Here is an 18,427-nt window from a genome sequence, read left to right as displayed (position 1 = left end):
TCAAATTCTTCATTTAATTTCTGAAGACGAGGGCTTAAGCTTTTTTTGAGTCATCATCTCCCTTGTTTTTTAGAAGTTGGTCAACTTCCCAAGCTAGGTAGTCGGCAACAGTCTTTTTAAAATCGTCCAAGGTTGGTTTGGTATCAATTACTTGATGCTGCTCAAAATTCCAGTCATTACCTTTATCAGTGATAAAATCTTCAAAATAGACTTGTTCTAAATTCCAGAGCTCTTGATCAACTTTTGCACGAGTTCCAGCTTTGTAAATCTTGATAATATCCTGGTAACGCTGAACAGGACTATCTATTTCTGAAATTCCTCGTTTTGCACGTTTATATCCATCATTTCTGAAATCAATAAATTTAACCATCTGCTCATAGTCATGTTTTTTATGAGCTTCAAAAATATAAATAGAGGTTTGTACTCCTGCCATGGGAACGAATAGATCAACTGGCATTTTGATTGAAGCTAACAATGTATGTTTCTTCAAGATAGCCTTAGCAGTCTCTGTCGCCTTACCTGACCCAGCACTGTCTTGGATAATGATAGCACCAAGTCCGCCTTTCTCCATTTTATCCAGGCCATAGGCAATGAATGGCAGGCCATTTTCTTTGTAAGAAAATGGAGGATTTAACAAGACACGATCTGCTTTAAAGTCTGCAAAAAGACTTTCAGGACGATTAAAAGCAGAACCTTTTTCAATACGACTAGAACCGTCTCCACGCAAAATCATATTAGTTGTCGCTAGGGTGTACATTTCTGCATTGAGTTCAATCCCTAAAAGATTATTTCGTTTAATGTTTCTAATTGTTTTTTCTGCTCTAGTTGTTCCTTTACCATACTTTTCATTAGCACTATCTGTCATTAATTCCATAGCAGAAATCAAAAATCCAGCAGAACCGGTTGCTAAGTCCATCACCTTGTTATTCATATCAATGTCAAGAATTTGAGACATCATTTTGGTCACATAAGGAGGAGTCAATACGATTCCGATTTCCTTCCCATCACCAAGAGCATACTTAAGGAACTCAGAGTACATCTCTCCCATAATATCAATATGGCCACCTAAACCATCAATTGATTTAAAGATATATTCAAAAATGAAAGTGAAAATTTGCTTTGTCACTGATGATGAGCCATCAATAAACTTAGCAACTTCTTTATCCGTCTCATGTAATTCATCTCGTTGACTGTCCTTGGAAATTTCAGCAAAAGATGCCATCATCAATTTCAATTTTTCAGGATTAATATTTCTTTCATCTAAAAAAGATTTAATTTGATCAACAACTTTTTTACCATCTCGTTTAGATGCCGATTGGATACCTTTAAGATCATCAGGAGTTAAACCATCATCTACATGTTTTCCATCGCTATCTACTACTTCCTGCATAGCCAAAAGCATACCAGACACATACAAAACTCGCTGTGGAGCAGTAATATTATGATTGTGCATAAGCTTATTTAACTTTTTAGCATAATTTTGCAAAGTTGCCTGGCTATCAATAAGGATTTGATGCTTGTCTTCTTCACTAAGTTTTGCTTCATTATAAAATTCAGCAAAAGTTTTTTCATTTTCGAGAAAGTCTAAAGTTGTGACAGTTGTAACTTCTTTATAGGCATTTTCTGCAGAACCAAAAACATAATAGACTTTAATAGCAACATTTTCGGCATTATCACCTGCAATTCCAATCGCAATAACTTCATTGTATTTCCCGCTGTCAATTACCTTTCGAGAATAATGAATAGCACCATTTACAGCAAAAGAATTAACTGAGTTATAGTCAAATTTCAATCCATCTTTTGTTTGAGCTACCAATTTATTCAGTTTAAGCTTGTCCTCAATGATAACAGGCACTTTGTATCTGTCAACATATTTTTCAACATGAAAGTCTGGCGTACCAGTCTTCGTCTTCATTTTAGTCTTAGCAGCTCCTTTCAGAGCTGATTTAAGCTTAGGACTCATTGCCGATTCTTCGTTAAAATCTACAAGTTTGACTAATCCTAAACCCTCTAACTGTCGTTTTACCCAATCGTTCACATCTGATTCTAATTTCCAATTTACTGTCATGTTTTATCTTTCTTATTAAAATGCTGTTACTTCCTCAAGCGTAAACTTGACGTTATCCTCAATCCACTTGCGGCGTGGTTCGACCTTGTCGCCCATGAGGACATTGACGCGGCGTTCGGCGCGGGCCAGGTCTTCGATGGTGACACGGATGAGGGTGCGAGTATCGGGATTCATGGTGGTCTCCCAGAGTTGGTCGGCGTTCATTTCACCGAGCCCCTTGTAGCGCTGAAGCATGGCACCCTTGCCAAACTTGCGGCGCAGGTCGTCCAGCTCACCGTCGGTCCAAGCATACTCGACAACTTCGCTCTTGCCCTTGCCCTTGGACATCTTGTAGAGAGGCGGCAGGGCAATATAGACGCGGCCAGCCTCGACCAGCGGGCGCATATAGCGATAGAAAAAGGTCAGCAGCAAGGTCTGGATATGGGCACCGTCAGTGTCCGCATCGGTCATGATGATAATCTTGTCATAGTTGGCATCCTCAAGGGTAAAGTCTGTACCAACACCCGCTCCAATCGTGTAGATCATGGTGTTGATTTCTTCGTTCTTGAGAATATCGGCCATCTTAGCCTTAGCAGTATTGATAACCTTACCGCGCAGGGGCAAGATGGCTTGGAACTTACGGTCACGGCCTTGCTTGGCAGAACCACCGGCAGAGTCTCCCTCGACCAGATAGAGTTCGTTCTTGGCTGGATTCTTGGACTGGGCCGGAGTCAGCTTACCAGAGAGCAAGCCCTTGTCTTTTTTATTCTTCTTGCCATTCCGACTTTCGTCACGCGCCTTGCGAGCCGCTTCTCTGGCATCTCTGGCCTTGATAGCCTTGCGGATAAGATTAGATGCCAGCTCACCATTTTCCAAGAGGAAGAAGGTCAGCTTGTCAGAGACGATGGAGTCCACGGCCGGACGAGCCAAAGGGCTACCCAGCTTGTCCTTGGTCTGGCCTTCAAACTGCAGGTGCGCCTCAGGGACCAGGATGGACAGGACAGCAGCCAGACCCTCGCGGTAGTCCGAGCCTTCCAGATTCTTGTCCTTTTCCTTGAGCAGGCCCGTCTTTCTGGCATAGTCGTTCATGGCTTTGGTGATAGCAGTCTTGAACCCCGTCTCGTGGGTACCGCCGTCCTTGGTGCGGACGTTATTGACAAAGGACAGGATATTATCGGCGTAGCCGTCGTTATACTGGAGGGCCACCTGAACTTGAAAGCCGCTTTCCTCACCCTCGAAATAGAGGACAGGAGTCAGGGTTTCTTTGTCTTCATTGAGATAGCTGACAAAGTCTTCAACCCCATTCTCATAGTGAAACTCTACTTCTTCGCCAGTCCGCGCATCGGTCAGCGACAGACGGACATTCTTAAGAAGAAAAGCTGATTCCTTAAGCCGCTCAGCAATAGTATTGTACTTGAAGTCCGTCGTTGAAAAAATCGTATCATCCGGCATGAAGGTCACTTTGGTCCCAGACTTAGACTTAGGTGCAGTGCCGATTTTCTTGAGCGTAGTGACTGGTTTCCCACCATTTTCAAAGCGCTGCTTGTAAACAGTACCATCCCGCGTGATTTCCACTTCCAGCCAGCTAGACAGGGCATTGACAACAGAGGACCCTACACCGTGGAGACCGCCCGAGGTCTTATAGCCGCCTTGGCCGAACTTACCGCCAGCGTGGAGAACGGTGAAGATGACCTCAACCGTAGGAATACCCATAGCGTGCTTGCCGACTGGCATCCCGCGTCCGTGGTCTGCGACAGTCAGACTTCCGTCTTTGTTTATCGTCACATCGATTCGGTCACCGAAGCCTGACAGGGCCTCATCGACAGCATTGTCCACAATCTCCCAGACCAGATGGTGGAGTCCCGCTCCGTCGGTCGATCCGATATACATTCCTGGACGTTTGCGGACCGCGTCCAACCCTTCTAATACCTGAATAGCATCGTCATTATAATTGTTAATATTAATTTCCTTTTTTGCCACAAGAACCTCCTAATGATTCATCTTTTCTATCTTACAAGTTTTTGGCAAATATTGCAAAGATTTTTTTGAAAATAATGCTGATAAGGACTGATTTTACACGAAGAACAATCCAATATCCGAGTAGACATTTCCTGCTATAAATTCTATCCTTTTCTATTGTAAGAAAGCGAAATAATGGTATAATAAAATCATGATGAACACGATAATTGGATTAATACTAGCATATTTACTGGGCTCTATTCCGACTGGGCTTTGGATTGGGCAAATTTTCTTTAAGAAGAACCTGCGGGAATACGGCAGCGGCAATACCGGAACGACCAATACTTTCCGAATTTTGGGAAAGACAGCGGGGACGGCTACTTTTGCTATTGACTTTCTCAAAGGAACTGCAGCGACCCTGCTGCCTTTCTTTTTGCATATTGAGGGTGTTTCGCCGCTTGTTTTTGGTCTCTTGGCTGTAATCGGCCATACCTTTCCTATCTTTGCTGGCTTTAAGGGCGGCAAGGCCGTGGCAACCAGTGCAGGGGTTGTTCTGGGCTTCTCACCTGCCTTCTTTGTCTATCTGATTGTCATCTTTGCCAGCATCCTCTATCTAGGAAGTATGATTTCTCTGGCAAGTGTGCTCTCAGCAGTCATAGCTATCCTGTCGGTTCTGCTCTTCCCTCTAGTTGGCTTTATACTGCCCAGCTACGACCTCTTCTTCACTCTGATTATCATTGCGCTGGCTTTGATTATTATCCTCCGGCACAAGGACAATATCCAACGTATCAAAAAGAAAAAAGAAAACTTAATCCCTTGGGGCTTGAATATCACACATCAAAATCCTGAGGCTAAGAAATAAAACGGAAGTGAACAACTTCCGTTTTATTGTGTCTTCTAACTAGTCTTCTTTATGACTTTTCTTAATTCCTGCCAATCCCAAGAATCCTAAAACCATACCAACTAAGCTCAGGGCAACGGCTGATTCGCTGCCTGTCTGTGGCAGTCCTTTAGCTGCAGGATCCTTAGTAAAGGTCTTGGCAACATGGACAGGTACTTGCTTGGTTTGTTTTGGAGTGTTGATCAGTGGTGCTGCCTGTTTTCCAGGATCAGCTGCTTTGGCACCAGCTGGGTAGGAAGCTGCATTGGCCGGATCTGTTCCTTGCTTGATTTCTTCAATATCTGTATAACCATCGCCATCTGTATCCTTAGTGGATGAAATAGAGATAGCACGGGAGTTTGGATTGATGACCGCATAGGCTGTCAAATCTGCTTTTGCCAGATAGTCAGCAAAGGCCACATCCATAGATGGTCCTTCTTCGCGAGGGCCGCTCAGCATAGTATAGCCGTCACCACCAGCAGCCAGGAAGTCGTTTGTCGTCAGATAGTAGGTCTTATTTGGATCAAGAGGCTCATAAACACCAGTTTCTTTGTTCTTAATCTCAATGTGGAGGACACGCTGATTAGCTGGCAGAGTGGTGTCGTAGTAAACTTTAGCTCCAGAGATTTGCAGGTAACCACCGCTTGGTTCCAGCAAGGGTTGTCCGTTCTCATCCAGCACAGGCTTGCCATCTTTTTCCTGAAGGATAGAGCCCAGAGATTTGGCAAACATATCTGCGATATTTTGACCAGTCACCTTGATTTGAGAAATAGTGTTCCCAAAAGGCAATACAGCGATAACATCTCCCTTGGTGATTGGCTTGTCTTTAGCAATAGTTTCACGCAGGCCGCCTCCGTTAGTAACAGCCAAGTCTGTTTTATTGGCAAAGCCAGTTTGACCATAATCGTAGAGAGCATCGGCTACGACATTACCCAGATTGGTTTCCCGAACGCGGACATTTTCACGATCGCCATTAAGCTCTACAGGACTGTTAGCCACGATAACCTTGGCATTATCTGCGTCGTATCTGGCTTTAATCTTGCTGACCATGTCTGCTACAACTGGGTCTGGAGCGACTTTTTTAGCTGTTTCGGCAGGGATTTGCTGAGGATTTCCCAGAAGTTGATTGGCCTTGAAAGTCACTTTACCGATATTGTGTAGGTAGCTACCAGTCTGGTTGTAGGTGACATTATCGCCATAAGTCGTAGACTCTACTGTGTGGGAGTGGCCGTCAATAACGGTTACGCGCTTGCCCTTGAGCTTAGGATTTTTAGAAAGAGCTTCAGCCAATGTTGAGCCACGCCACTCAGTCGGCGTGGTCGTGTCAACACCCAAGTGAGCTAGAACAACGTAGTTTTTGTAGTTCTTTCCTTCTGCCGCTGCGCGTGCTTCGATTTCGTCAATAACCCGATTAACCTCTGTGATTGGATCAGTGAAGGTCACACCTTGGATGTTTTTAGGGTGAGTTTTTGTAGCAGTTTCTGGTGTTGTCACACCGATTACTACGAATTCGTCTCCCTCAACCGCTGGATCCTTGTCTACAATGGTAGAGGCTTGGAAAACTCGAGCATTATTAGCGTAGGTATTGGAGCTGAGAAGTGGGAATTTAAGAATTTCCTTGTATTTCTTTGCCTCATCTAGACCAAAGTCAAACTCATGGTTCCCGACTGCCATAGCATCGTAGCCTATTTCATTGAGGATTTTAGCCCGTTCTTCCCCTTTTGAACTATTGGAAATTGGCAGACCCTGGAAAGCATCCCCCGCATCCACAACTAACGCTTTAGGGTTTTTAGCACGCTCTTCCTTGATAACAGTAGCTAGCTTAGCATCACCGATAACGCCTTTTTCCTCTACGATGCGGCCATGCACATCGTTAGTATGGAGAATCGTAGCCTCTGGCAGATTTTCGGACTGGGCTGGTGCTGCAGCGGCTTCTGTCGCTGCTGGAGCAGCCGGAGCCGCTGTATTCTGACTATCTGCTGCTGGCTTTTCTTCTGCTGAAGCTGCTGGAGCAGTTGGTTGCGCTTCAGAAGCTGTCTCAGCAGCTGGCTGATTGGTCAACTCAGTCGTTGCCGGCTCTGGACTAGCCTGTGCCTCTTCTGCAGAGACTTGATGAGCCAAAAAAGCAGGTGCCAAAAGCACTGTTGATAGAACAGGTAAGATGAAAAATTTCTTCTTCATATAACGAACACTCCTCTTTAGTATTTTGTTATATTATACATCTTTTTTGCTTAAAAAGGAACTAAATCAACACTATTTCAACAAACATTCGGTTTTTCAGAAAATTACTAGAAAATTTTCTGTGTTAAAAAAGGCTCTGAAATTCATCAGAGTCTGAACTATATTTATTATCCCTCAAAGACAACTTCCCCATCACAGATGGTAAACTTCACTTGGCCTTTAAGCTTTTCACCAACGAAAGGTGAATTGGTAGCCTTGGAAGCAAAATGGTCCGTCACAAGTCTATCTGCTTCTGGGTCAAATATTGTCAAATCGGCTGGACCATCCTGAGCAATAAAGCCAGCATCAAAACCATACAACTGAGCCGGATTAAAAGTCATTTTCTCCAAAAGTTCCATCAAGCTCAGATGACCAGCATCTACCAAGTAGGTCAGTCCCAGAGAAAGCGAAGTCTCAAGACCAGTCATGCCAGAAGGCGCCTGAGTGATGTCTGCTACATTTTTCTCGTCAGCATGATGTGGAGCGTGATCCGTCGCAATGACAGAAATGACACCAGACTTGAGCCCCTCAATAACCGCTAGCCGGTCCGATTCTAAGCGCAGAGGCGGATTCATCTTAGCATTGCTGCCCTTGGTCAATAGCAGAGCTTCTGTCTTAGAGAAGTGCTGAGGTGCTGCTTCAGCGGTGACTTGAGCGCCTAGCTTCTGAGCGAATTCCACCACTTTTACACTCTCAGCCTTGGACAAATGCTGGATATGCACATGAGCCTTTGCATCATAAGCAATCATGACATCGCGGGCAACCATGCTGTATTCTGCCACACCTGTCGCGCCACAGATATGAAAATGCTCTTTGGCAATATGCTCGTTAAAACCGAGTATGCCGTTGAGATTGGGATCTTCCTCATGCAAGCTGATAAAGGTGTTATTTTTACGCGCTTCTACGAGCGCTTGACGGACAATGCCAGCGTTGGTCAGTGGAATACCGTCATCAGAAAAACCTACTGCACCAGCTGCCAAGAGACCTTGGAAATCTGTCAGATGCTGTCCATCAAAATTCTCTGTGATTGTCGCGACCGACTTGATATGGATATTTTCACGACTAGCCGAGTCCAGCACTTCCTTCAGAGTTTCAACTGTAGAAATGGTCGGATTGGTATTGGCCATCATTACAACGGTCGTAAAACCACCTGCTGCTGCTGCCAAGGCCCCCGTGTGAATATCTTCCTTATGAGTCTGGCCCGGCTCCCGGAAATGCACATGTATATCCACCAAACCTGGAGCCACAACCAAACCACTGGCATCAATAACTTTTGCTCCTTCTGCCTGCAAATCTTGACCAATTTTAACAATCTTCTTCCCCTCAACCAAGAGGTCGGAAATTTGGTCAAAACCAGTCTTAGGATCCATAACTTGTCCGTTTTTGATTAATAGCATCGTCTCATCTCCTTATTCGTAAAAATCCACCTGAGTATCCAGCAGCTTATCTCCGTCATAAACAAACTTTGCAGAAAAGAAAGGCTTGTCTTCTAGAAGCCACTCAACAAAGGTATGATCGCCTTCCCAGGTTGGTTTAGACAAAACCTGATCATAGGGCACCCATTCCAAAGTCCCTTCGTTGCAGTCAATCAGTTCCCCCTCAAACTCAGTCACCTTGAAGACATAGGTGTACCAGTCCAAGTCGGGAGTAAACTCTGGAAAAGTAATAACGCCTTTGAGAACAGGTTTAGCCTTTAGTCCTGTTTCCTCTAGAATCTCGCGTGCTGCGCATTCCTGAGGGGTTTCTCCTCGCTCTAACTTACCGCCGACACCAATCCATTTCCCAGCGTGGACATCGTTAGGCTTTTTGTTGCGATGCAACATAAGAAACTCCCGGCCATTATCGATATAACAAATCGTTGCTAACTGAACCATACTACCTCCTAAGCCAACCAATCGATAGGTTCCAAGCCCTTATTCACTAAGAAATCATTGGTACGAGAAAAAGGTTTACTACCAAAGAAACCACGGTAAGCAGACAGCGGGCTTGGGTGAGCCGACTCGATTATCAAATGTTGAGGATTGCTTATCAAGGCTTTTTTCTTGCGGGCGTATGAACCCCATAGGATAAAGACGACTGGATCAGACTTTTCATTGACTACCTTGATAATAGCATCTGTAAATGGCTCCCAGATTAAACCTGCATGCGCATTGGCCTGACCAGCAGGCACAGTCAGCCCAGCATTGAGCAAGAGAACACCTTGCTGAGCCCAGGAAGTCAAATCATGCGACTCTTTCACTCCGATATCATCAGCCAGTTCTTTGAGAATATTTTGCAAAGAAGGCGGAGCTGGAATATCATCAGGTACTGAAAAACTCAAGCCCTGTGCCTGTCTTGGTCCATGGTAGGGATCCTGCCCCAAAATAACCACCTTAACATCTGCTAAATCTGTCGTCTGAATCGCATTAAAAACCTTTTCCCGAGGTGGGTAAATGGTCCCTGAAGCATACACTTCGTCTAAAAAATGATTGATTTTTGCAAAATAACCTTCCGGCAGCTGTTCCTTAATCAAAGCGTGCCAAGCTGAATGCTGCATACATGTCTCCTTACGTCTCAATTTCACGAACTTTTTCATCTAGCTCTATGGCCGGATAATGGTCAGCTAGATAAGCTCTAAAGCGACTCCAATTTTTCTCTTTGTACTTAAGTGGCATAAACTGTTCCCTATAGTCTTGATTTCTAACAATAAGGAAGAACTTCGGTGGCAAAAGAGACTTGCTTTTCTTGCCCTTGTATCGACTATATTTCTGATATTTATTCAAGAAAATCTGCCAAATTTGAGAATCCAACTTTCTAAAACAGAAATAGTTATGATAAGTAATGAGGCAATTCTTATAAATCAAAAGCTTTAATTCTTTGTCGTGAAAGTCGACCTCTTCTTCTATTGTTTCAAAATCAGGAGTTGGAGATAATTCCTCCGTCATTATTTTAAGATATTTTCTATGCCTGCTGATATGCTCAGTTAATTCAAGAAATCGAACAAAAGCGAAACCAGAAATAATAATTCCACCAGCGACCCCTACATAAGCACTTTTTCTTTCACTCTTACTCGCTTCTTCCCGAACATATCCACTTCCATTATGAACCAAATAAGAAAAAGCAAAAACGGTCAGCAAAATCAGAAGCATAAGAAAAACGATTTTGTATATAAAATTAAAAAACAAACTTCTCTGTATCATAAAATTTTAGGAATATCCTCCTTGGAACAAGGCAATAAGTATTTTCTTTTCCTATCTTATCCACCTAAGCGCTCTTCTGAGTTCTGCTGTGCCATTTTCCAGAAAACAACGACCATGAGCTAGTATGATTTTCTCCGGTTGCCAAGCCAGCATCTGATCTAGACATTCTTTGGCTTCTTTTTGATGACCGATAAAGGTCATGCGGTAGTCAATAGGTGTCTGGCCATCCGGAGCTGCAACTCGAACTAATTTATAAGCTTTGCCGCGAATCTGACTTGGAAAATACTCTGTTTCAAAATTCTCAATCAAATCTGTCAAAATCAAGGTCTGACTGTCCTTATGAAAAAAGACAACTTCCTCAATATAAGTACTTCCCTTGAAAATCAACTGATCTATCTGACCTGCCCAAGCTTCTGGAGCCTCATCTGTCAGCTTTTCATCAAAAGAGACTGGTATTTTCTGCTTGGCTGCTCTCTCTTCCACTCCTGGGCTAGACCAAGCAATTGCCTCAGGATAACGCTTCTTCCAGTCAGCTATATAAGCATAGTGAATCTTATTAGGCGACACAAGGTGTGCAACTGGTCCCAAAGCTTCCAACTGGTCAAACAAAGCTTGATTTGGCTGAATTGGTGAATGACACCAGAGCTGGCCATTTGCTAACTTAATGACAGTCATGCGGGTAGAAAAGGGCAGATTTGTCAGCACCGCATCCATCTCAATCAAATCACCATCAACAATCCAGATATTCTCGGCGATGGGCTTCAAGCTATAAAGCGGTTCATAGATAGGAACAGGTCTTTTCATTCTAAAGACTCCTTCTTTCTAGTCCAAAAGCGAAACTTCCCTAGAGCTTGTGGGTACTGGGCTAATCCTAGGGCGGATAGAATCAAAATCTGTGGCAAAAACTGAATCAGATAACGCGTCTTGCCTCCTTCGAAAATCTGCAGAAAAAGCAGGCCACCAAAAACAGCTAAGGTTAGAAAATTCAGTTCATCACTGGAGCGATATTTCCAAAGGCCAAAGACAAGTCCTGCCGCCATGACAATCCAAACCACCTGCTTGGACAGCGAGAAATAGACAAATTCTGACTTGTCAGTGTTCAGGAAGAAGTCACGGACAAACTGAGTTAAAGGATTATCTTTCGTATCTTGGTAAAAAGGCGATATATAAGGCGTCTTTTCATTTTCAACACTGCGGTAAAGCCAGCCCAAATCTCCTTCTGCTACAGTCAGAGACTGCTTGTGGAAGAGATGATGAGCTAAAGTCAAAGGATTATATTCACTTAAGCGCCGCTTGATTTCCTTGATAACATATTCCTTGGCAAACATGCCATTGTTATAGTCATACTGCTTGTCGGGCTCAATATACTGCAAGAGCCCTTCTTTCATATCTTCCTGATTGTGGCCATTGAAGGTCAGACCTAGATTGATAAAGAGCAGGGGACCTTTTGCTAGTCCCTCTCCCTTCATAATCGGCACTTCCGTCTGATGCTTGGACCAGTAATGCAGCGGGGCGTAGCTAATCACAAAACTGCAAGCAAAAACGACTAGTGTCAGAAAGAACTTCTTCCAGTTCTTTTTGAAAAAGAGGACTCCGAAGACAGCTATCAGTAGAATCATTACTGTTGGTCTAAAGAAGAAAGCTAGACTAGTCATCAGCCCAAGCAAAATACTGCGCCAAACCAGCTGTCGGCTGGTTTCCTCTCCCTTCAGCAATCCCAGAACTAGGAAAATCTGCAGACTAATGAAAGGCAGGGGCGGAATATCCGTATACATTGAAAAGAAATAAGGAGAAAATCCCAGTAAAAGCACATAAAGACTAAAGACAGCATCTGCAGTTTTTTGGGAAAAATACTTTTGGCAACCCTTATAGAGAATCAAGGCCGTTACGTTAGTATAAACAATATTCAAGGCCTGCATGACCCATAGACCAGATTCCCCAAATACATTAAAGAAAAAACGCTCGTAGAGAAAGAGTGAGACATTGTTAGGGTTGCGGGTCAGATAGCTGGAAATGGAGCTTTCTTTCAGAGTTTTGAAAGCCCCTGTAAAGACTACTGCTGCATCCCGCCTAATCAAAAGCTCAGCTGAAAAGAGCATTATCAGCTGAAAAATAAAGGCAGCTAGCATAATAAGAAATTTATGCTTCATCAACCAATGATAAGCTTTTTCTAGCAAATGCCGATAGCGATAGGCCAGATAAGCCAAGCCAACAAAGGCAATTATAGCTATACTATTCAGCTCTGCAACATGCCAGATGGCAATCAGAAACCAGTGAACAGCCGTAATTAGCATAACTTTCTGTAATATCGAAAAGGATAGATGATAAATCTTAGACATAGCTCTATTATACCAAATACCGAGACTTTAAGCCATTTTAAAAGGCAAGACAAGGACGTTTTACAGAAAAATGACCTGAATAAGAGTCAGATCATTTTATTTGTATTCGTCTAAACATGCCAATTTTCTTGGTCATGCTTAAATTTCTCAAGCAAGGCCAAGCCCTCAGGACTGACATAACCTTCTGCTTCAGCCAGAGTGATTAGCTCAGTGTAGTTAGAAAGGGTTACTAATTTCACACCCGCATCATTAAAGTTCTTTTCTGCTTTTGGTAGCTCATAGGTAAAGATAGCTGCTGCGCCAATCACATCCGCACCTTCACGTTTCGCTGCAGCAATCGCATCCAAGACCGAACCACCAGTAGAGATTAAGTCTTCAATGACAACCATCTTCTGCCCAGGCGCTACGCGACCTTCGATTTGATTGCCCGCTCCGTGATCTTTTGGTTTGCTGCGGATATAGGCAAATGGCAGGTTCATCTTATCTGCAATAATGGCTCCGTGAGGAATGCCCGCTGTCGCAGTTCCGGCAATGACTTCTACATCTGGAAATTCCGCCCGAATCTTTTCAACGAAACCATCTTCAATCAAGGTTCGAGTCTCTGGATAAGCCAAGGTCACACGGTTGTCCGTATAAATAGGTGACTTGATACCTGATGCCCATGTAAAAGGTTCTTCTGGCTTCAAATACACAGCTTTGATTTTCAATAAATCACGCGCAATCTCTTTTGCTAAAGTCATCTTTTGCTCCTTATAAATTTGAATGTTTATGATGCTGTCAATTTCGTATAACGATTTAATTCGAATCTCTTGTTATTGTCTAGCTATTCCACTGCTTCTTAATCTCGTGGTAGGCATCCCAAGGATTTTCAGCTTGGATAATCGGACGGCCGACTACAATATAATCACTGCCAATTTGATGAGCTTCTTGTGGAGTCATGACCCGCTTTTGGTCACCGATTTCTGATCCAGCTGGCCGAATACCCGGCGTTACACAGAGAAAGTCTTCAGCAGTTGCCGCCTTAATCAGTTCCACTTCTTGAGCTGAGCAAACTACGCCATCCAAGCCAGCTTCTTTAGCCTTCCGAGCATAATTTACAACAGACTCCTGAACCGTAGTTTGGATATTTTGGCAATCACGCATATCTTCCTCGCTGGTCGAGGTCAGCTGGGTCACCGCAACCAACTTAGCCTTATCCCCCAAGACCTTCTTAGCTTCGCTCATCATCTCTACACCGCCTGCTGCATGGACCGTCACCATGTCGATGCCAAAAGTACCTAAGACAGACATGGCTGAGCGGACTGTATTAGGAATGTCGTGCAGTTTCAGATCCAAGAAAATGCTGTGTCCAAGACCTTTCAGATAATGAACGATTTCTGGACCGATGGCATAGAAGAATTCCATGCCGATTTTGACATAGAGTTTTTCATCTTCCGGAAAATGCTCCAAGAAATCTTTGACATCATCAAAAGATGGAAAGTCGAGGGCGATAATAGGCCGTTCTTCACGCATGAGGGGAAAATCTCCTTTTTAATTTTTAACTTTAAAGAACTCTGCTAGGCACTCCTATATCCAAATTGACCTTCACGCTAGGCTCAGAGACATAGAAAAAACCTTGTCCGAGAGCAAGGTTACACGAAAATGTGGCAGTATCTGCCATTCAAACGTATGTACCTTAGTAGCCTCTCTGGACTTCTTTAAAGGTTATATTTAGTTCATTCTATAATTTCACAGCAGGATTGTCAAGTAAAAATGTAACTTTAAAGCAAATTCTCTCGAACTTCTTTTCGTAAGCTTTCAAGACTTTCGATGCCATATTTATCCATAACCTTTGGCAGGTCTTCAATAATGGTAGGACAAGCATAAGGATCCGTGAAATTAGCAGTTCCCACCCCAATAGCTGAAGCGCCCGCTATAAACATCTCCAGGGCAGCCTCCGCCGAATCAACTCCACCCATACCAATAATGGGAAGTTTGCTTGCTTGCGCCACTTGACGGATTAGCTTGAGAGCTACCGGAAAGACAGCTGGACCCGACATACCGCCTGTACCATTAGCGATAATAGGCTTGCGCGACTTCAAGTCAAATCGCATACCTACCAAGGTGTTAATCATAGTAAAACCAGCAGCACCAGCGTCTTCAACAGCCTTGGCTACCTGAGTAATGTTTGCTACGCTCGGAGTTAATTTGACATAGACTGGTACAGCAGAAGTCTCTACTGCTGCCTTGGTTGCTTCGTAAGCCAACTCCGGAACTTGGCCAATCAAAAGGCCAGCATTTCCATGGTCAACATTAGGGCAGGAGATATTGAGCTCAATAGCCTTTACATTAGAGGCTTGAGAAATTTTCCCAGCCACTGTGGCATACTCTTGATTAGAAAAGCCCGCTACATTGGCGATGATTGGTAGGTCGGGATAATGTTTTTCCAGCCAGGGCAGTTTTTCAGCTAGAACAACCTCAACACCTGGATTTTGTAGGCCAATGGCATTGAGCATACCAGCTGGCGTTTCTGCCACACGTGGAGTGGGATTGCCAAAGCGGGGGTTCAAAGTCGTAGCCTTTATCATGATAGAACCCAGTAAGTCCAAGTCATAGTATTTGGCATATTCTTGTCCAAAGCCAAAGCAGCCTGATGCTGGAATAATTGGATTTTTCAAGTCCAAGCCTGGCAAAGAAACTCTTAAACGTTTGTCACTCATTCTCTCCCCTCCTAGACAATAATCGTGCCCGTTTCAAAGACCGGACCGTCTTCACAAACGCGCTTATTGACTGACTCGTCCTGACCTGCCACATGAACGACGCAGGCATAGCAGGCGCCCATACCACAAGCCATACGAGACTCCATGGAGAGATAAGCATGCGGATGGTCCTGAAACTTACGATCGACATACTGGAGCATGGCTGGCGCTCCACAGGAATAGACAGCCGCATAGTCTTGAGTCATCTCATCTACCACCGCTGATACATAGCCCTTGCGACCGTAAGAACCGTTATCCGTCGTGACAATGACTTCGGCGTATTTTTTCATTTCTGCTTCTAAAATGACAGCAGATTTATCAGAGAATCCCAGTACAGCTGTCACTTGAGCTCCCTTGGCATGCAATTCTTTTGCAACCTCAAGCAGGGGAGGGATACCAATCCCACCACCGATAATCAAAGCGTGGTCACCTGCCCTTACAGGACTCAAACCAAAGCCATTGCCCTGAGGTCCCATAACATCAAGAAACGAGCCGACTGGCAGTTGAGAAAAAATAGCTGTCCCGCCGCCTTCTATCCGATAAATAATGCGACAAGTCAGATTGTCTCGGTCAATCTCTGCGATTGAGATAGGCCGGCGCAAAAGCTTGCTGTCATCTGGTACCCGAATATGTAAAAACTGCCCAGCCTGCATCTGCATGACCATTTGCCCCTTTAGAATCATGGAAAAAATATTAGGCGCAATCTCTACTTGCTCCAGCAGCTCCATCTGTTCCAGCATAATCTTGCCAAATCTCTTTTTACAACTGTCACTAACCATGACAACCTCACTTTCTACAAGAAAAAACCTCGCCGCAGCAAGGTTTCGCAAAAAACAAGACAGCCAATTGCCTCTTATACCGTTTTTCCCACCTTGCAGCCTCACTGGACTTGATTAAAGGTTAAATTGTAAACATTATATCGTTAGAGATGAGGAATGTCAAGGCATAAAAATATCAGAATTTTCATTTGTACGACTTACCTCAGCTTTACCAGCTCTTGTCAAATTCACTTCTTGCATCCGCAAGACGAAAGCTGCCATCCTCCTGCCTCTTGAAAATCAAAGACACCCTATCCAATTTTCGTTCAGCAGGTGGACGATGAATATTAAAATAATTCACCCGCAACGATAACGGGCTATAATCTGTATCGCTTCCAGAAAAATTACTATCTGAAGGCAGTCCAAATCGAGCAACAATCTCCTGATATGTCATTCCACCTTTTCCATATTGACTATCACCTACTGTCAATGTATCCATATCTTCTGGCTTCCACTTAAAAACAAACTCATTTTTGATAGCTGGTAGGTTATGAATGTCATCCAAGTAAACTGCCGTTTTAGTTATTAAATAGTACTTTTTTCCATTGGAATCGGGGTCATAAAAACCCAAACTGATTTCCTGAGGATGTCCTGATGAACCATATCTCGGAACATCTACAATTCTTGTCTTATAAGTTAGTGTCAATCCATTTTCGGTAAAACTCACATTTGAACCCTTACCGTATTTCGTAATAACCTCTTCCAAAGTCGGATTATTTTCCCACTCCCCGACTTTGGCTATTTTGAGTTCTACAAAATTGTCTAATGTCCAATTAAAAACAAACTTTTTTTCATCTTCCTCAACAATTTTCTTTTTCAGTTCCTTCTGTTTTTTGTCCATTTCTAACTCAGCTTCATCTTGCTGAGTAGTAGAGCTTTCTTTACTAACTGACGACACTGTCTTATTATATTTGTACTTAAGGTTGGCTCTAGGAATCTTTTGAGAAAAATAATAGAAGCCAAAGAATAAAGCAAATGACAAGGTTAAACAAAGAAGAATAAAGGCCGAATTAATCCTTTTTTTCTCCTCCTGTATGGCCATCATGCTAAGTTCTTCTCTTTTTATCTTTTGTTGTTGATAAAGTTCTTTTTTTATGGCTCTAAATGAATTAGCATCATGTTTTTTCTTGCTACTCCTTCTCAAGATTATCTCCTCTGTCTTTTTTATTTTAGTTTACTGGTTTTGTTTAGAAACCAAACGCCATGTTCCATCTTCTTGCTTATAGAATTCTAGATTGACAGACTTCAATTGTTCCGGATTTGTCAAAGAATGAGGATTATGATAAGTAACTCGCATTTGAAGTTGATTGTCCTCTCCCAAAATCGTCTGATACAGCGGCAAACCAACATTTGAAACAATCTCATCATACACCGTACCTTTGTCAGTACCTTCTCTAGCACCAATAACAAGACTATCTATATATTCTTGTGTCCATAAAAAGTTTCTATTAGGATTTTGATCCACCTTAATTTCATCACTTGCAAGGTTAGAATGGTACTTGGAAATGAGCTTATAGACACCATCAAATTCAGCAAAGGTTAAAGAAACATAACCAAGAGCACCATCCTTCTCTTTCCAAAAAAGACGAATATGCTTTTGAATTTCATTATTTGATGAAAAATCAATCCACGAACCAGCTTCAACAGGTCTTCCAAATTCTCTTAAAACATCTTCCAAGGCCGCTCCGCCTTTAGCTTTGTCCATGGGTAGAGAAACTGCCTTGTCAACCGTCCAAAGAAAGGAACCACTTTTTTCTGGAGGAACTGTAAGACTTTCAGCGAATTTTTTTACTTCAGTCTTCTTATCCTCTAATTTTTTTGATGGTGAAATAATCTGACTTGACTGGCTCACCGGTTGCTTAGATTTAGTCTTTTGCGATATAGAAAGCATCAAAAAAACTGCTCCAACGATAGAAAAGCCAATAATGGCTAATAGAACGAATGGTAAGAACTTAGACTTAGATGTCTCCTTCTCTAACTCAAGAGCAATATCTTCAAAAGAATCTTCTTTTCTCTTCATAACTACTCCTTTTACAGTCTAAAAATCATCATATCACGAATAACTTGAAATTGCAAAACCTGTTTCATTATAAAAGACTTGATAAAATCGCTCTATAATTCCGATAAGAATAAACTTTAAAAATGTCACTATATCCAATAGAATTGCTTTTACCATCTGTCCATTTTAATAAATTCAATTATAAAAACATGCTACCTTTCATTGATTTACCGGGAAAAAATCCCCAG

16 protein-coding genes are annotated in these 18,427 nt (G+C 42.9%); 1 reads left to right on the top strand and 15 read right to left on the bottom strand.

The features are described from left to right. Nucleotides 1-34: 34 nt before the first annotated feature. Together K1I94_RS02775 and parE are read right to left on the bottom strand one after the other, a co-directional pair. Complete coding sequence (locus K1I94_RS02775; RefSeq protein ID WP_223314331.1) at nucleotides 35-2,068, bottom strand: HsdM family class I SAM-dependent methyltransferase; 2,034 nt, start codon at nucleotides 2,066-2,068, stop codon at nucleotides 35-37. A gap of 15 nt (nucleotides 2,069-2,083) precedes the next feature. Then, on the bottom strand, nucleotides 2,084-4,027 hold the full coding sequence (parE, locus tag K1I94_RS02770; protein WP_223314330.1) for a DNA topoisomerase IV subunit B: 1,944 nt from the start codon (nucleotides 4,025-4,027) through the stop codon (nucleotides 2,084-2,086). 190 nt (nucleotides 4,028-4,217) lie between these two features. On the opposite strand from parE, the gene plsY reads away from it, so the two are divergent. Next, entirely contained in the window at nucleotides 4,218-4,868 is a 651-nt protein-coding gene (gene plsY / locus K1I94_RS02765; protein WP_223314329.1) for a glycerol-3-phosphate 1-O-acyltransferase PlsY, read from the top strand. Between the two features lie 39 nt (nucleotides 4,869-4,907). Here the strand turns inward: plsY and nt5e are convergent, their stop codons facing one another. From nt5e to K1I94_RS02700, 13 genes are all read right to left on the bottom strand, one after another. Beyond that, the gene (gene nt5e / locus K1I94_RS02760) at nucleotides 4,908-7,067 is read right to left on the bottom strand and encodes a cell surface ecto-5'-nucleotidase Nt5e (RefSeq protein ID WP_223314328.1); all 2,160 of its coding nucleotides are present in this window, start codon (nucleotides 7,065-7,067) and stop codon (nucleotides 4,908-4,910) included. Nucleotides 7,068-7,234: 167 nt separating this feature from the next. Then, the gene (locus tag K1I94_RS02755) at nucleotides 7,235-8,503 is read right to left on the bottom strand and encodes a dihydroorotase (protein WP_223314327.1); all 1,269 of its coding nucleotides are present in this window, start codon (nucleotides 8,501-8,503) and stop codon (nucleotides 7,235-7,237) included. Between the two features lie 12 nt (nucleotides 8,504-8,515). Next, a complete protein-coding gene (locus K1I94_RS02750; RefSeq protein ID WP_002904550.1) occupies nucleotides 8,516-8,980 on the bottom strand; it encodes an NUDIX hydrolase in 465 nt (154 codons plus the stop codon). 8 nt (nucleotides 8,981-8,988) lie between these two features. Continuing rightward, nucleotides 8,989-9,642, bottom strand: coding sequence for a uracil-DNA glycosylase (locus tag K1I94_RS02745; protein WP_223314326.1), 654 nt, complete (start codon nucleotides 9,640-9,642; stop codon nucleotides 8,989-8,991). A 10-nt stretch (nucleotides 9,643-9,652) separates the two neighbouring features. Then, nucleotides 9,653-10,285, bottom strand: coding sequence for a hypothetical protein (locus tag K1I94_RS02740; protein ID WP_223314325.1), 633 nt, complete (start codon nucleotides 10,283-10,285; stop codon nucleotides 9,653-9,655). Between the two features lie 51 nt (nucleotides 10,286-10,336). Next, a complete protein-coding gene (locus K1I94_RS02735; protein ID WP_223314324.1) occupies nucleotides 10,337-11,089 on the bottom strand; it encodes a DUF4336 domain-containing protein in 753 nt (250 codons plus the stop codon). Then, nucleotides 11,086-12,624, bottom strand: a complete 1,539-nt coding sequence (locus tag K1I94_RS02730; RefSeq protein WP_223314323.1) for a glycosyltransferase family 39 protein — start codon at nucleotides 12,622-12,624, stop codon at nucleotides 11,086-11,088. Before K1I94_RS02730 ends, K1I94_RS02735 begins: the two co-directional genes overlap by 4 nt. 110 nt (nucleotides 12,625-12,734) lie before the next feature. Continuing rightward, the gene (gene pyrE / locus K1I94_RS02725; RefSeq protein ID WP_002906489.1) at nucleotides 12,735-13,364 is read right to left on the bottom strand and encodes an orotate phosphoribosyltransferase; all 630 of its coding nucleotides are present in this window, start codon (nucleotides 13,362-13,364) and stop codon (nucleotides 12,735-12,737) included. Nucleotides 13,365-13,443: 79 nt separating this feature from the next. Continuing rightward, entirely contained in the window at nucleotides 13,444-14,136 is a 693-nt protein-coding gene (pyrF, locus tag K1I94_RS02720) for an orotidine-5'-phosphate decarboxylase (protein ID WP_002912559.1), read from the bottom strand. A gap of 248 nt (nucleotides 14,137-14,384) precedes the next feature. Continuing rightward, a complete protein-coding gene (locus tag K1I94_RS02715) occupies nucleotides 14,385-15,323 on the bottom strand; it encodes a dihydroorotate dehydrogenase (RefSeq protein ID WP_223314322.1) in 939 nt (312 codons plus the stop codon). 11 nt (nucleotides 15,324-15,334) lie between these two features. Then, nucleotides 15,335-16,141, bottom strand: a complete 807-nt coding sequence (locus K1I94_RS02710; RefSeq protein ID WP_263281124.1) for a dihydroorotate dehydrogenase electron transfer subunit — start codon at nucleotides 16,139-16,141, stop codon at nucleotides 15,335-15,337. Nucleotides 16,142-16,349: 208 nt separating this feature from the next. Continuing rightward, nucleotides 16,350-17,324, bottom strand: coding sequence for a hypothetical protein (locus tag K1I94_RS02705; RefSeq protein ID WP_002897495.1), 975 nt, complete (start codon nucleotides 17,322-17,324; stop codon nucleotides 16,350-16,352). Between the two features lie 30 nt (nucleotides 17,325-17,354). Beyond that, nucleotides 17,355-18,200 carry a hypothetical protein gene (locus tag K1I94_RS02700; protein ID WP_125330383.1) on the bottom strand — a complete coding sequence of 282 codons (846 nt, stop codon included), beginning with the start codon at nucleotides 18,198-18,200 and terminating at the stop codon, nucleotides 17,355-17,357. Between the last annotated feature and the right edge of the window lie 227 nt (nucleotides 18,201-18,427).

This window comes from Streptococcus sanguinis (assembly GCF_019929145.1).
In the GTDB taxonomy this organism is placed as follows: Bacteria; Bacillota; Bacilli; order Lactobacillales; family Streptococcaceae; genus Streptococcus; species Streptococcus sanguinis_U.
This window is presented reverse-complemented; position numbering and strand designations above follow the sequence as displayed.